At 64.6% G+C, this 14818-nt stretch carries 11 protein-coding genes; 5 read left to right on the forward strand and 6 right to left on the reverse strand.

Features of this window, described 5'->3' with window-relative positions; all coding sequences use genetic code 11:
• The first annotated feature begins 37 nt into the window (after positions 1 to 37).
• Positions 38 to 916, forward strand: a complete 879-nt coding sequence (locus E0E39_RS07930) for an ABC transporter ATP-binding protein (RefSeq protein ID WP_130874260.1) — start codon at positions 38 to 40, stop codon at positions 914 to 916.
• Positions 913 to 2490: an ABC transporter permease gene (locus E0E39_RS07935; protein WP_130874261.1), complete on the forward strand. Its 1578-nt coding sequence runs from the start codon at positions 913 to 915 to the stop codon at positions 2488 to 2490. The genes E0E39_RS07930 and E0E39_RS07935 overlap by 4 nt, the downstream gene beginning before the upstream one ends.
• A gap of 53 nt (positions 2491 to 2543) precedes the next feature.
• Here the strand turns inward: E0E39_RS07935 and E0E39_RS07940 are convergent, their stop codons facing one another.
• Positions 2544 to 3080: a hypothetical protein gene (locus E0E39_RS07940; protein WP_130874262.1), complete on the reverse strand. Its 537-nt coding sequence runs from the start codon at positions 3078 to 3080 to the stop codon at positions 2544 to 2546.
• Between the two features lie 475 nt (positions 3081 to 3555).
• On the opposite strand from E0E39_RS07940, the gene E0E39_RS07945 reads away from it, so the two are divergent.
• Together E0E39_RS07945 and E0E39_RS07950 are read left to right on the forward strand one after the other, a co-directional pair.
• Entirely contained in the window at positions 3556 to 5154 is a 1599-nt protein-coding gene (locus tag E0E39_RS07945) for an L-serine ammonia-lyase, iron-sulfur-dependent, subunit alpha (protein WP_165444691.1), read from the forward strand.
• Between the two features lie 82 nt (positions 5155 to 5236).
• On the forward strand, positions 5237 to 6292 hold the full coding sequence (locus E0E39_RS07950) for a YeiH family protein (RefSeq protein WP_130874264.1): 1056 nt from the start codon (positions 5237 to 5239) through the stop codon (positions 6290 to 6292).
• A gap of 143 nt (positions 6293 to 6435) precedes the next feature.
• Here E0E39_RS07950 and E0E39_RS07955 read toward each other — a convergent pair whose 3' ends face one another.
• The 3 genes from E0E39_RS07955 to E0E39_RS07970 form a co-directional block, all read right to left on the reverse strand.
• Positions 6436 to 7248 (reverse strand): class I SAM-dependent methyltransferase, encoded by an 813-nt coding sequence (locus E0E39_RS07955; RefSeq protein ID WP_130874265.1) that lies wholly within the window; start codon positions 7246 to 7248, stop codon positions 6436 to 6438.
• A 349-nt stretch (positions 7249 to 7597) separates the two neighbouring features.
• Positions 7598 to 9082 (reverse strand): type III secretion system chaperone family protein, encoded by a 1485-nt coding sequence (locus E0E39_RS07965; RefSeq protein WP_130874266.1) that lies wholly within the window; start codon positions 9080 to 9082, stop codon positions 7598 to 7600.
• Positions 9083 to 9335: 253 nt separating this feature from the next.
• Positions 9336 to 9791: a GNAT family N-acetyltransferase gene (locus E0E39_RS07970; protein ID WP_130874267.1), complete on the reverse strand. Its 456-nt coding sequence runs from the start codon at positions 9789 to 9791 to the stop codon at positions 9336 to 9338.
• A 282-nt stretch (positions 9792 to 10073) separates the two neighbouring features.
• On the opposite strand from E0E39_RS07970, the gene E0E39_RS07975 reads away from it, so the two are divergent.
• Positions 10074 to 10460, forward strand: a complete 387-nt coding sequence (locus E0E39_RS07975; RefSeq protein ID WP_245988237.1) for a hypothetical protein — start codon at positions 10074 to 10076, stop codon at positions 10458 to 10460.
• Between the two features lie 45 nt (positions 10461 to 10505).
• Here the strand turns inward: E0E39_RS07975 and E0E39_RS16590 are convergent, their stop codons facing one another.
• Both E0E39_RS16590 and E0E39_RS07980 read right to left on the reverse strand, forming a co-directional pair.
• Positions 10506 to 10640, reverse strand: a complete 135-nt coding sequence (locus tag E0E39_RS16590; protein ID WP_281275582.1) for a hypothetical protein — start codon at positions 10638 to 10640, stop codon at positions 10506 to 10508.
• Positions 10641 to 11644: 1004 nt separating this feature from the next.
• Positions 11645 to 14779: a hypothetical protein gene (locus E0E39_RS07980; RefSeq protein WP_130874268.1), complete on the reverse strand. Its 3135-nt coding sequence runs from the start codon at positions 14777 to 14779 to the stop codon at positions 11645 to 11647.
• Positions 14780 to 14818 lie beyond the last annotated feature (39 nt).

Genomic DNA, 14818 nt, shown 5'->3' on the forward strand with positions numbered 1-14818 from the left:
GCGACAGCCACTTGCAGTTGAGACTGACTTTCCTATTGTGTTGGAGGGTGCAGCCAAACGTTTTGGCAACGTCCAGGCGCTCGCAGGCCTCGACCTGAGGGTCCGGCGCGGTACCGTGCACGGTTTCCTCGGGCCGAACGGCGCGGGAAAGTCGACCACGATCCGGGCGCTTCTGGGCCAGATCCGCCTGAACGGCGGCAGGGCCGCGGTGTTCGGGGCCGATCCCTGGCGCTGCGCCCCGCTGATCCACGAGCACATCGCCTACGTTCCCGGCGACACCGTCCTGTGGCCCGGGCTCACAGGAGGAGAGTGCATCGACCTGATGGGGCGCCTCCAGGGCAGCCAGGACCGGAGACGACGCGACCAGCTGATCGAACGTTTCAAACTCGATCCCCGGCGCCGGGTCAGCGGCTATTCCAAGGGCAACAGGCAGAAGGTGGCATTGATCTCGGCCTTGGCGACCCGGGCCTCGCTACTGTTGCTGGACGAGCCGACCTCTGGTCTGGACCCGGTGATGGAACGCCGTTTCGTGGAGACGATCCGGGAGATCGCTGCCGAGGGTCGCACGATCCTGTTGAGCAGTCACATCATGAGCGAGGTGGAGTTGCTCTGCCATGAGGTGACGATCATCCGGGCCGGGCGCGCCATCGTCACCGACTCCCTCGACAACCTCAGGGACCAGGCGCGCGTGCGCATCGGGGCGCGGCTCGATCACCCGTTGCCCGACGGGGCCCTCCCGGCAGGAACGGTTCATGCGACGAACGACGATCCGTTGCTGCTGGATCTCTCGGTGTCGTCCGATGAGGTGGTACCGGCCGTCTCGGCGCTCCTGTCGTCGGCTCCCCGCGAGTTGAGCATCACTCCCGCGAACCTGGACGACCTGTTCTGGCAGCGCTACGAGGGGAACCTCCGATGAGGACCGGATCAGGGGTGTGGGCCCTGCTCAGGACGCAGTGGCGCACCGCATGGCTCTGGTTGCTCCTGTCCCCCGCCCTGCTGGCGGCCCTGGTCGTCGCCATCGCTTCCGGAGTGAAGGATCTGTACGGCGAGGAGACCGAACGGACGATCTACGCGGCGACCATGGGGGCCTCCCCCGCTCAGATCACCATGAACGGACGCGGTTACGACCTGAACGTTCTGGGTGGTATCGCCGCCTACGAGGTCGGTTTCATGGGGCAGCTGCTGCTTCCCCTGGTCGGTGTGCTGCTGGCCGTCCGTCTCACCCGCGCCCCCGAGTCCAATGGCGTGCTGGATCTGCTGACCTCCACCCGCGTCCACAGGACCGCGGTGCCGGCGGCGGCATTCATGAGTCTGGTCATCTCGTGGGCGGTGTTCAAACTGGGGTGCTGGGCCGGTTTGGTGATGCTGGGATACCCGGCGACGGGCAGCGCCGGGTATTCGCTGGCCATGGCCGGGTTCGGCCTGGCCTGGTCCGGGGTGGGTCTGCTGACCGCCCAGGTGGCCAGCACACCGCGGGCCGCGAACGGCCTGGGCCTTCTGCTGGCCCTTGCCGGCTACCTGACCAGAATGATCGTGGACTCGCAGGACTGGCCCGGTGTCTGGATCTCCCCGATGAGCTGGGTGGTCGAGGTCCGCCCCTGGGACGACCTGCGCTGGCCGCCTCTGCTCTCGCTGTCGCTGCTGGCTGCAGGAGGCGCGGCCTCCGCCATCCTGGGAACGGCCAACCGCGACCTCGGCTCCGGGCTGCTTCCCGCCCGGCCCGGTCGTCCCGGAGCGGGGCGCCTGCTTTCCCGGCCTGCCGGGCTCGCATGGCGTTCCACACGCGGGGCGGTGCCGGGCTGGCTGCTGGGATCGGTGACCTGGGTCGCGCTCCTGGGGGTGATGACCGACGACTTCGCCAACACGATCGCTGCGAATCCCAACCTGCTCGCGGCCCTCGGCGGGAGAGCGGACGACCTGGCCCCGCAGATCGGTCTACTGCTCGCCTCGGTCATGGCCACCGCAGCCGGGCTCACCGTGGCCCTGAGGCTCGCCTCGGAGGAATCCCGGGCCCGCCTCGGGTTGCTGCTGTCCGGAAGGAACGGCCGGTGGGCCTGGTGGCTCGGGTGGAACGGTCTGGCCCTGTTCGTCACCGCCCTGGTGCTGATGCTCTCCGCCGTCGCACTCGGGACGTGCCAGTGGTGGGCGGCGGGCGATCCGGGGGTGCTGGTAAACGATCTGGCCGCCGCCTCTGCCTTCCTGGCCCCCGCACTCGCAATGGTGGGGTTCGGTTCCCTGCTCATCGGAGTGGCTCCGCGGCTGGGTTTCCTGTCCTGGGGTTTTCCCGTCTGGACGTTGGTCGTCGGGATGCTCGCGGAGATTCTGCAGCTGCCCGGCTGGGCACGGCGGTTGTCCCCCCTCGATTGGGTGGGCCGCCTCCCGGGCGAGGCGGCCGATGACCTCGCGGTGCTGCTGCTCGCCACGGGCGCCGCGGCCGCGGTGCTGGCCGGGGGTTTCACACTCGGCCGCCGTGATCTGCTACGCGGCTGAACGGGCCGATCCGCACGGATACACGACACCATAGTCCCGGGCGTGGATGTCGGTCAGTAGCCGTTCTGCCCGTGGCCTCCCTGCTGCCCCCCGTAGCCCCCTTGGGGACCGTAACCTCCTTGGCCGTATCCGCCCTGGGCGCCGGGACCGCCCTGGGGTGTTCCATATCCGTTCGGGATCTGCTGACCCGGCATCGCCTGCCCCTGGTATCCCTGCGGTCCTCCCTGGTACCGGTACGGATACGGACCGCCGGCTCCCCCGGCACTGGTTGCGCGATTGGCGTTCATCGCCTGGATCACGTGAATGGTGGCCGCTGCGATGACGGCGATGGAGCTGATCAGCAGCAGGATCAGGCCCCACCCCATGCTCGCCTGGGCCAACCCGGAGGTCTGCTTGTTTCCCGTGCTGATGTTTGTCATGGCGATGAACACCATGATCAGGTTGATCAGCCCCAGGACCGCCACGGGAATCATCGACCAGGACATCCGTTTCATGGCGGGCAGAAACCCGGACAGACCAGCCAGGGCCACGATGGCGATGCTGAACAGGAGGGCCAACACGCCAAGGATCCCCCACACTCTCGTCTCCATGCCACTCACGCTGCCCTCGACCCCGAAAACCTTGGCTGTCGCCCATGAGCCAACCGACCCGACGAGCGACAGTACACCTGCCCCCATTGCCAGGACCGCGAACAGCGGGAATCCGGATCCGAGAGGCTGAGGACTTCCCGGCATCCCATAGATCGAGGTCTGGATTCCGGGGGCCGGTTGCTGACCCCATCCACCTTGAGGCCGGCTCGGGCCGTATCCCTGCGGAGGCGTCTGATATGGAGGCTGAGAAGACATCCTGGGCCTTTCGTCATGTCTGTTGTCAGGGATCACTCTGCACCTTTTGCGCCATCTCGCCAACCCCATCCCTGAAACCACCCGGTCCAAGGCGAAACTTCGCTCCGCCGACCCGCCCCGGCGTCCCACTCGCTGATACACCGGGGTGGGGTGGTTCGGTTTCCCCAGGTTTTCTGACCCTGAGCGTCTCCAAGTGGAACACAAGTGGAACAATTGAGTGATGCAAGCGCTCTCGGTATCAGCGACGAGACCGACCTCGTCAGTTTCCCCACGCCCGCTCTCCGTGGTCGATCTGTTCCGCCTGGGCATCGGTCCCTCCTCCTCCCACACGGTTGGCCCGATGCGCGCCGGGGCGGCCTTCGTATCGGAGCTGGCGGGATCGCCACGGGCGAACGAGGTCAGACACATCACCGTCGACCTGTTCGGTTCCCTGGGTGCGACGGGACGCGGTCACAGCACCGACCGGGCGGTCCTGCTGGGTCTCGGAGGTCACGCACCCGAGACCGTGTCGATTCCCGAGGTCGAATCCCTGCTGCCAGCTTTGGCCGACTCAGGCCAGCTGCCCGTGGCCGGGATCGCACAGGTACCATTCGACATCACCAAGGACATGCGTTTCGTCCCCAGGACGGTACTGCCCTACCACGTCAACGCCCTGACGATCACCGCCAGCGACGCCACCGACGGGACGCTTCTGCGCCGCACCTACTACTCGATCGGCGGCGGGTTCGTCATGGAGCAGACCAACGACGACCCCCAGGCCCCGCAGGTGCGCTCCCTGGACCGGGCGGTGACGGAGGAGGACGCTTCGCAACCCGCCCTTCCCCATCCCTTCGGCAAGGCCATGGAGTTGCTGAACGCCTGCGACAGGTCCGGGTTGTCGATCGCCCAGCTGGTTTACGAGAACGAGATCGCCATGCGATCCGAGGACGAGGTGGATGCCTACCTCGATCTCGTCGCGAACACGATGTTCGACTGCATCGACGCGGGGCTCCAGGAACACGGGATCCTGCCCGGCGGCCTCAACGTACTGCGCCGCGCCGGAACCCTGGCGAAGCGGCTGCGTGAACGCGAAACCTGCCAGCCCCGTGAACTCCCGGACACCTTGGAATGGGCCGCCACCTACGCGGACCCGATGCGGTCAATGGACTGGGTGAACCTCTACGCCTTGGCGGTCAACGAGGAGAACGCCGCCGGCCATCGCGTGGTCACCGCCCCGACGAACGGCGCGGCCGGCGTGATTCCCGCCGTCATCGGGTTCCTGACCTGCTACTGCCCAGAGGCCGGGGTGCCCTTCGGGATGTTCACTCCCCTCGACCAGAATGGCCGTTTCCCCTTCCGTCTCTCCCCGGCGGACCGGGAGGGAAACAGCGCGAAGAGACGCCAGGCGGTGCACCGTTTCCTGCTGGCGGCCGCCGCCGTCGGTTCCCTCATCAAGACGAACGCCTCCATCGCGGGAGCGGAGGTCGGCTGCCAGGGTGAGGTCGGTTCGGCCTCGGCCATGGCGGCCGCGGGTCTCGCGCAGGCCCTGGGTGGCACGCCCCGCCAGGTGGAGAACGCGGCGGAGATCGCCATGGAACATTCACTGGGACTCACATGCGACCCGGTCGCCGGGCTGGTGCAGATTCCCTGCATCGAACGAAACGCCATCGCCGCCAGCAAGGCCATCAACGCGGCCCGCATGGCCATGTGGGGGGATGGACGCCACACTGTGAGCCTGGACGTCGTGATCGAGACGATGCACCAGACCGGCAAGGACATGCTCTCGAAGTACAAGGAGACCTCGGAAGGCGGACTGGCCGTCAACGTCGTGGAGTGCTGAAACCGCACCCTCCCGGGCCATGTCCAGCGGTCGGGCGGGCAACTCTCGTGGGAAATGTGGCCTTGGGTGGATGATAGGGCTCATGACGCGTGCACGATCCGACTCCCCCGCGACGAAGGACCCGGTTCCCTCCTGGGTTGGGCGCGTGCTCCCCGGGTGTGTGTTGTGCCTGGCCGCCGCCGGAATCGGCTACGGAATCAACCTGTTCCTGCCCGGTGTCAGCGCGTTGATCATCGCGATCGTGCTGGGGGTGCTCCTGACCAATGTCGTCCACCTGCCGGATGCCCTCTCCCCCGGTATTGATTTCTCGGCGAAGAAGCTGCTGCGCGCGGGAATCATCCTTCTCGGGCTCAAGTTGTCGCTGACCAGCATCATCGACCTGGGTGTGCCGATGCTGCTGGTGGTCGCGTGCATAGTCACGGGCGGAATGCTGGGAACGGTTCTGCTGGGAAGGCTGCTGCGGGTCCCCCCGAACCTTTCCCTGCTGATCGCCTGCGGATTCTCCATCTGCGGGGCCGCCGCCGTGGCGGGGGCCGCCGGGGTCACCGATCCGGACGACGAGGCCGAGGAGGACACCATCACGGCGGTGGCGCTGGTGGTGATCTTCGGAACCCTGATGATTCCCCTCGTGCCGCTCGTGGCGGGCCTGCTCGGCCTGGATGTCGTGGCCGCCGGAAAATGGGCGGGCGGATCCACCCACGAGATCGCCCAGGTGGTGGCGATCGGGGGTGTGATCGGCGGTGGGGCGCTGGCCGTCGCGGTCGTCGTCAAACTCGCTCGTGTGCTGTTGCTGGCGCCCGTGATCGCAGTCCTGAGTTTCCGGCAGCGCCGGCTTCAACGATCGGACGTACCCGGGCGGCAGGCGTCGCGCACGAAGCTTCCCCCGATCGTGCCGCCTTTCATCCTCGGGTTCCTGGCGATGGTGCTGCTGCGTTCCTTCGTGGCGTTGCCGGGGGCGGCGCTGGGCGCCGGTGAGACACTGCAGACCCTGCTGCTGGCGGCCGCCATGTTCGGGCTGGGATGCGGGGTGAGGGTCAGGAATCTCCTGAAGGTCGGCCTGCGGCCCTTTGGCCTGGCGGCCGCATCGACGCTGCTGGTCGCGGTGATCGCCCACGCCGGGGTCGCGCTGGCCGGCTGAGACCAGGGGCGGGTCAATCCACCATCACGGTTTCCCGGCCACGCGGGAAACGGGTCGCAGCAACGGCCGACCCTTCCCGTGTTCGCCGGTCATCCGTCATTTCCGCGTCAAGGCCTTTCCTCCCCGGCCCGTGGCCCGGGGCCTCAGCTTTTCCTGCCCAGAAGTTTGAGATGCACGATGATCGTGCGGCGTTTGCGGTCCGCCACCATCATTGCGATGCGCGATCCGATCTTGAGCCTTCTCCTGACGCCGGGCTCCATGTCCTTGAAGAAAGGACGTTGTTCGAGCAGTTCCGCACCGCATGCGCGGGCGAATGCCTCCGGGTCGTTGATGTAGAAGTTCATCGGGGCGGTGGTGTTCCCGGTCTTCTTGACGTATCTGTTGGCGTACCTCATGCCCACCTCGTCCGTGGCGTCGAACACCAGTTCACTGCCCGGCAGGGATTCCCCGAGCTCCCGGGCAAGACCGACGACGTCGTCCTCGCGGAAGTACTGGAACACCCCCGAGGCCACGAACAGCGTCGGGATCGACGCGTCGATGCGCGGGAGCCAGTCGAGGGAGAGGACATCGCAACCGATCAAGACCTCGCCGGGGCCTTTGGGAATCACCTTCTCCCTGGCCTCGATGACCTCGGGCAGGTCGATCTCGTAGAACCTCGCGCCGCAATCCGCCAGCCGGAAGGCGGCTGTTTCCAGCCCGGCTCCGAGGTTGACGACGTTGCACTCCCCGTTTCTTCCGGCGAATTCCCTGACGATCCGATCCAAATTGCGGTACCGCGCCACCGAGGCCAGATACATGTACTCCGAGGAGGATCTCCGGATGCCGTCGCCGGGAACAAAGCTTTCTAGCGACAGCGCCTTCTCGTCGTAGAAGTACTCCGGGAACCTCCTGGACACGTGGATCCGCGCGACCAGCGGAATGAACAGTGTGTCGGCAACGCCTTGCAGATCGCGCATCACGCACTCCTCTTCGTCCACCCCATGGTAGGAACAAGCGTCTCGCGTGTCGATACCCGTTCGGGGTCCGGACCGGACTCCCCGCCCCCTCCCGTACGTGAGCTTCACAGCATCTGCCGGGACACTGAGGTCATGAGGTGGGGATTATCTCCAAACGCTTGAGCATCGAGGGCCTGCGGTACGCCCGGGCGGTCGCCGAGACGGGATCGTTCAGCGCAGCCGCGCGCCGAGAAGCAGGCGCGTTGGCGTGTCCCCGCTGATCAATTCCACGCCGACAGCGACGATGTTCGGCACCGTCTCGACCCTTCGGTCCTTGGTTGTACCATTCCAGTTCTCCTGGGGCGGCGCGTCACTTGTCGGCATCAATGTCAATGGCGTCGAACATTTCAAGTTCCGCGCGGAGAAAATCGTCGATGCTCTCCACCTCGTCAGCGGCCGTGGCCAGCATGTCGGCAATCTGGTCCTTGGTCGCCCCCGCGCCCATGCACCACGAGGCGCGGGCGATGATCTCGTCCAGGAAATCATGGAACTCCGTGGAGCTGGGCTCGGCGGCATTCGACCGGTTTTCCTCCCCAGTGGCTGCCGCGTCACCCACGCGATCGGCCATGCCGCTGTGCAGCGTCAGCGCATGGTTGTCCACATTCCACTCGTTGAGCGTCAGCGGTCCTGAAATGTCATGGGCTTCCCAGTCCACCCCGTCCCACCGAGAGGTCACGACGAGTTCCGTGCCCTCCACCGTGACCACCATCTCCTGTCCGTTGTCCCCGATCGAAAGCACGGCGGCCCCGTTCTTCTCGATGAAGTCGTAGTCGTCACTCAGCGCATCCAGGACGAGCGGGAAGGTGATCCGGGGAAGGCCGGACGCGGCGGAATCGGCGTTTCCCGCCCCGAACAGGCGCAGCATCTCATCCTCCAGATCCTGGATTTCCCGGATCCCGTGGTCGTGTTGATGTCCGCCCTCAGGAACCGCCGGTTCCCCGGTCACCTCCGAAAGCGACTCGTCGCCGTCCTGTTCCCGGCTCTCCGTCCTGAGCACTTCGAGCACGGCCTGACCGAGAGCGGCTTCCTGGGTTCCCTGGACTCCCGGGTAGTCGAGGGTTTTCTCCATCATGGTGGCGAAAACATCGTTGATGCCGGTTGACACTGGATCCAGGTCGGCTGCCCTGGCGATCTCGGATGCCTGCGACAGGAGCGTCACCGCCTGTTCCATGTCGGTGTCGGCGACCGCACGCGCCTGTTCGACCAACTGGGCCACGGCATCTTCGGGCTGCCCGTCGAGTTCGGCGAGGATCTCCTCCGCGGGGTCCGGGATCCGGATCCCGGCCTGCTGGGCCAGGGCGTCGAATCGCGTCTGCGGGAATGCTTCCTCCAGGAACCGCTCGAAGAACCCGCATCCGTCAATGGCGTCACGAAGGAAGTGTTCGAGCTGGTCATCGGTCAACCCGACCTCCACCGGCAGCCTCATGGCCCCGCACAGACGCGCCATGTCCTCCTGCGGCGAGACGATGATGCCGGCCGCCACCGTGCTGTCGTTCACGTTCCACGAGTCGGCCACAACGCACAGCGCCTCTTCCAAATGGCTCGAGGCGTTGGACATCCACTGGATGGAGACGTTCAGCATCTCTGCGAAGACGAAGAAGGAGATGATGCTGTTGTCGGTCAGGGTCAGGAGGGAACCGTCCGGCCGGTCACTCGCCCCCACACCGATGTCGGCCAACGCTCGTTTGATGCGGGGCACCGTCACCTTCGTCGGGCTGAGGGTGCTCTTCGAGGAGGTACGGGTTACGGCCGGCCCGGTGTTCTTGGATGCGGTCTTCTTCTTGCGAGGGGACATGGAAGCTCCTGTCGTCAGTGAGCGGACCTTGTGAATCGGCACGGGTCGGGGTCGGAACGTGCGACGACGTCCGGGCCCCACATCCTCCACCGTAGCGATCTGCCTTGAGAGTCATTCGGGTACGACACACCCCGCCCTCGCCAAGTGGGAGCACTCGACACCGAGCAGCCCCCCGGCAAGCTGATCCACATCGCGACATCGGCCCACGATTGCCGGACACACGCTCATCAAAGCTTGTCGGTTTGCCACCAGATCAAAGCTTGACGGCGTATTGCAGCACTTTTGTTTCGCTGCCAAAAGGAGTTTTCCTGTAGAAGGCTATCGTGTCTTCATTGTCATCTTGTTCGGTGTCAACAAAGATGTCGTGAAAATTATTATTCCTCGCATGGTCCATCAGATGGTTTATCAGGCTTTTCCCCACCCCTTGGCCTTGAAAACTCTTCTTCACCCCCAGGTCATGAACATAAACACTGGGCCTCGCCACTTCATAACCAGGAAGAACGTAGGCCGTCAACCCACCGACCACTTCGTTTCCGACCTTGGCAACCACTACCAACAGGTTCTCGTCCCTCAACAGACGCAGGAGATACTCCTCATCGGGGTGATCACGACCGCCCCAGTCAAATACCTCCCGGAAAACATCGAGCAAATTTTTGAATTCTTCAATGTCCGCGTCGATGAGTTTGATGTCGAATTCTCGTGCACACATTTTGCCCTCTCCCGGAGTTGGGTTGCTGTTTTCTGGCCTCAAAGCGGTGCTCGCCGCTCAGCGCGCTTAGGTCGTCGTCACCCCACAGCATAAGGTTGCTCCTTGTCGTGGACAGCATAGGGGACGGTCTTACCAGCGAGCGGGTGAGAGTGGATCACGTTTCGTTTCCGTTCTTGTGGACCTCCGTAGATAATTCGAGAACCCCTGCCTGGCCTTGAAAACCGTGACTTCTCGCAGGTCGCGGGGGTCTACCAACGGGATCGGAGGCCGCTGGAGCCGTCCGTGGTGGACTCGCTGGGTCGGATGGTGCGTGCAGTTGGGATGACTCAAACTTTTCTGAGCTCGACACAGGTAGACGAACTGGTGGCCCTCTACGATGCGGGCGCGACGCTGGTGAAGCTGGGAGAGCGGTTCGGTGTGCACCGCCGCACGGCTGCTGCGCATCTGGTCCGCCGCTCGGTCCCTATCCGCAGGCGCGGTCTTGACGAGTGCCACCTGCCCGAAGCGGTCGAGTTGTACGCGGACGGGTTGACGCTGATGGAGTTCGGGTTGCGTTTCGGCGTGAGCCAGCAGGCGGTGAGAAGAGCGCTAGCCGCCAAGGGCGTCGAGATTCGCTCCAGCAGGCGCCGTCAACTCGCGGTGAACCAGTCTGCGCGCTCGGCGCCGTAGTCACCTGTCGCTCCCGTCGATGGACCAGGGTCATCACCTTCGCCGTCACAGACTCGCGGCGACCAGCACCTCGACCAGCTGTTCGGGTTCGAAGATGAGCTTGGTGTCGAACCGCTCATCGAGCGTGCCGTCCTTCTCCCGCGTCAAGGCTTGGACCCACTGTTGCTCGGTGAACACCACGTCGCAGTAGACCGCGGGAGGCGGGAAGTTGGACGAGGTCGATGAAGTCGTTCGCCTTCCACTTCTGGTGCGAACGCGGATGGAGGTGCTTGCTCACTCGCAGAGCGTTCGTCACCCGGCGGGTGGGGAGGGACTCAACGGGTTGGAGCAGGCCAACTCCACCCAAAGTCTCGGTCACTGCCGTGGCGCTGATACCCGCGGCCGTGACCCGCTCACGGATGGCCGGGGCGACATCGTTGAGGTCCGAGTGGACGACCGCAGGAAGCAACTCAGCGCGCGGCACCTTCCGCCGCGCGATATCCTCAGCGACGCTAACTTCGTGCCGCACGAACAAGTCACCCCCGTTGACTAAGTCGAGTGGTAGGCTCGCGCGTGCGTGAGTGCTTGGACCTGCGCGCAGTAGTAGCTCTTCGAGCGGGCGGTCGATCGGAGTTCGGAGGTCGCTGCTCTTGTCTTCGGAGGCCGTCCGTTGGTCGGTCCGCCTCATGGATTTGTGGACGCCACCGGCAGTCAGGTGCGCGATGCCTCGTCCGAAGACACGAGGCGCAGTCACATCGTTTGGCCGTCCGAAACGGGCGCGTAGGGCGATGTCGATCTCGTACTGAAAAAGTTGCTTGGGTGTGATGATGGCGTCGAAGTCGGACAACTCGATCATCGTGTCGACCAGGCGGTTCCTCGAGCAGTCGTTGTGGTTCTTGGCTGTCTCCCAGTACCGATACCGATCGAGGGGGAATGATGCCACTTCGTGCGCCCTTGTGGCCCGGCACATCTCGAGTGCATCGCGGTAGCGCGCGCCGTCCCGCCGGCCATGCGCTGCTCTGGCGAGACCGATCCATGCGAACTGATCGAGGTAGACGTGAAGCACGGGACCCTCAGATCACAACGGTGCACATGATCGAACTCACATCCACGGGCGTGCTCCCTTCCACTTGAGGGTAGTCGAGTGTGCTACGCGCGGCTCAATGTTCATGGGCACTCCCGGATTCGGCCGTTGCCGAGAGTATCTAGGCGGACTCGTTGGCATCGCGGACGCAGTGGCCGTCGTTGCTGTGGTCGGTGGGGATGTCGAGCAGTGTGAGCAGGTTTCCATCCTTGTCGATGCAGTCGAGTAGGTCACGGTGTGGGATGTCATCGGTGGCGTATCTGTACCGGCGGGTCAGGAGGTCACGCATCGCGTTCTCACCGGGAGCTTCGGGCCGTCCGCGGAGGTTCCACCGCCGGGCGACTGACACCGTCTGAGTAAAGATGTGCATGTCGACGACGTCGTTGGTGAACTCTGACAGCGGAATCTTCGGGGAAGCTGATCTCTCCGGTTCGCGGGCAAGGTCGAGCGCTCGCCGGGGGTCGCCTACACCGGGTCGTAGTCCTGCGCGTTTCATCCGCCAGTTCATGGAGGTGTTCACTAGAGCGACGAGAATTTGCCAGTCGAGCCAACCATCATTGCGTAGCCTCACAATGGTCGCTCGCCCGGCTTGGTCAGACAACAGTCGGGGGAGCGTGAACCGCAGGGCCTCATTGGCAACTTCGTACCGTTCGCGGATGGCCTGCAGCGACTCATCGCTGTCATAGCCCGGACCTGTAACGGTGGAGGCCGGCAAGTGCTCACACTCGGTGGGTTGGAAGGCGTCGGAGGACGACGGCCTGCTTGCGTCAGCGCATCGGGCGTAGTGATCGTCGTCCAGAAGGGCGGCGGTCTCCTCATAGGGGCGACCGATAGACACTTTGTGAATGAGGCCGCCTCTGAGTAGGGGCTCTAGGAGGTCCTGCAGTTCGTCTGGTGGGCGGACGTGGACGGCGTGGAGCAGTTGGTAGCACATCGCGAGGATCGCCCTGTTGCGCGCTTCGGGGCCCGTCAGCGAGTTCGATAGGGCAACGTTGGCCAGGACCTCGGGCCCCGCGGCGTCGATGTCGATCGAGTCGTCTTGTCTGCTGGCGCCGGGTCTCACGTCTACGGCGACCCGAACTGTGCTCTTGATCAGGACCGGGTTCATCGGTGCGATGTCAGCCAAGAGGACCTGGAGCGCGGCGACGAAGCCCTCGGCGGTCAGCACCGTCTCTCGGTTGTTGTCGAACTGGAAGGTCCAGCGGATGCCGAGGGCTTGGAAGGCGATGAGCCGCCTGTGGCCGACATCGCCGAGGAGTGGGCCAGCGAGCTGCTCGGCGACGCGAGCCTGGAACTCGTGCTCGGTCATGTCGAATTGTGAGTCGTCATGCTCGATGACTTCGACCAACTGTTTGTACCAGTTCGTTGTCTTGTGGGCTGCTTCGATCAGTGGTTCAAGCTCGGGCCAGAATCTGCGGATGCCGGCTAGCTCCAAGGCAGCGTTGGTGTCGTGTGCTGCGAGGTCGGGGTGTTTGTCGTAGTCGAATGGATCGGTCAGCATCTGGTTGCGCGCGAGGAGTGCAACTTCGGTGAGTCGGGCTGCGTCGACCCAGGTACCGGCCTGCTGGGCGTACTGGGCTGTCTCCAGCAGGGCCTTGGGCACGTGCACCTGCACGTCGGTGTCGTCGCTCATCATGGCCAGGGCGGCGGCGGTGCACGCGTACATCTTGGCCGCGTACATCAGTCCGAGGCCGGCGTACAGAGAGCCCAGGTAGCGAATCGTGAGGATGGCGTCGTAGATGGTGTCCCCGTTGAACCAACGTGCTTTCGCGTTATGCAGTTCGGCCAGAGCCTTCAGGGGTTGGCCGGCCCTCACGAAGGCCATCGCGCGATCGCAGCATCGCTCGGCGGTGGCGGCGTCGCCCTGTACTTGGGCCAGCACGGTGTCGAAGCCGTCACGGACCTTTTCGTAGTCGGCATGCCCGGAGACTGCTGGCGCGTACATTGTGAACAGACGCGCGAGCTCGCTGGATGAATAGGCGCGAGCCCGTGGCAGTAGGTCGACCAACTGCGCCAGATAGGACATTGCCGTATCGAAGGCGAACAGGTACGACACCGGTATTGCCGAGGTATCGACGGCGGACTCGTCGAGTCTCACTCCGACGTTGGAGGCAACTTCGACGGGTGGGGGCTTGCCGTCAGTCGTCTCGATGCGCTCCCAGTCCGGTACCAGGTGGGCGAACGCAAGCGTTCCCGTCAAGGTCGCTGCGCGTACAGGATGTGTCGCCGAATCTGTTGCGTCGAGCAGGTTGACGAGGTGTGATCGTAGCCGCACCATCGCAGCATTGATCTCGGATGCCTCGGCTTTCGCGACCCCCGTCATCCACATCGTCCCCCAGTACGAGCAGAGGGTCACAGCGTCGTCAACGATGTTCGGTCGGCTGCTCGTACACGCGTAATCGACGGCACGACGAACCAAGTCCTCGATTCCGGCCGCGACGCCCATGCCCCGGAACCGTGCAATAGCCATCTCGTAGCACGCTCGGAATACCAACTCGGTGTCCGAGCCGTCTGCGGAGTCAGCCAGGAACGCCCCCATGAAGTCCAACCACTCCGGCAGGTCGGCGTTCGCGTGCTCGTCCCAGGTCGCGTGTCGAAGTCCGTGGGTGATCTCGCCTTGTACCGCTGGCGTCAGGGCTACTGGCCCATGGTTGTGACGCAACCCATCGATCAGGTCCGCGTACCACTGCGGTGCTGGCTCACCCTCCGGCGTGGGGACCAGATGCGAAGGTAGTTCGAGGTAGTGCCGTGCGACCCACACCAAGTCAACCTCGGCGAGGAACGTCGCGATGTCGCCACCGCAGAAGATGTCCAGGGTCACTCCGTAGGATTCGCGGGCGGTCTGCTGGAGGTCATGGGTCACGCCCTCGGAGATGGGGTGCACGCTGAAGAACGCGACGTGGTCAACGTCCGCCGCATCGTCGGCGCAGATGCCGGCGAGGTCACTGAGGACCTTCTGTTTCAGGCTTCCGCTTTGGACGGTGCAGGCAACCACCACCGGCGACGTGGAGGCGGCGGCCGCGAAGCCCGCCGAGTGCGGTAGCTCGTTCGGGAGGCGGGTTATGAACGTCTCCGCGTCTCGCTGCTGATCGCCGCTCGAACTGACAGGCCCGGTCGCGATCAAGATGTTCGAGCTGATCCGCTTCTGAGCAACCCGCGTCGCGATCTCCTCGAACCGATGATGCTCGTTCCGCGACGAGAGCTCGTCCAGGCGAAAACGGATGTACGCCTCTGCCTCAGGGATGTACTCAGTCACAGCTACATTCTCCCTCACGGTTCCGACGCACAACGGGTG

The sequence above is a fragment of the [Pseudopropionibacterium] massiliense genome (assembly GCF_900607225.1).
Lineage (GTDB): Bacteria > Actinomycetota > Actinomycetes > Propionibacteriales > Propionibacteriaceae > Arachnia > Arachnia massiliensis.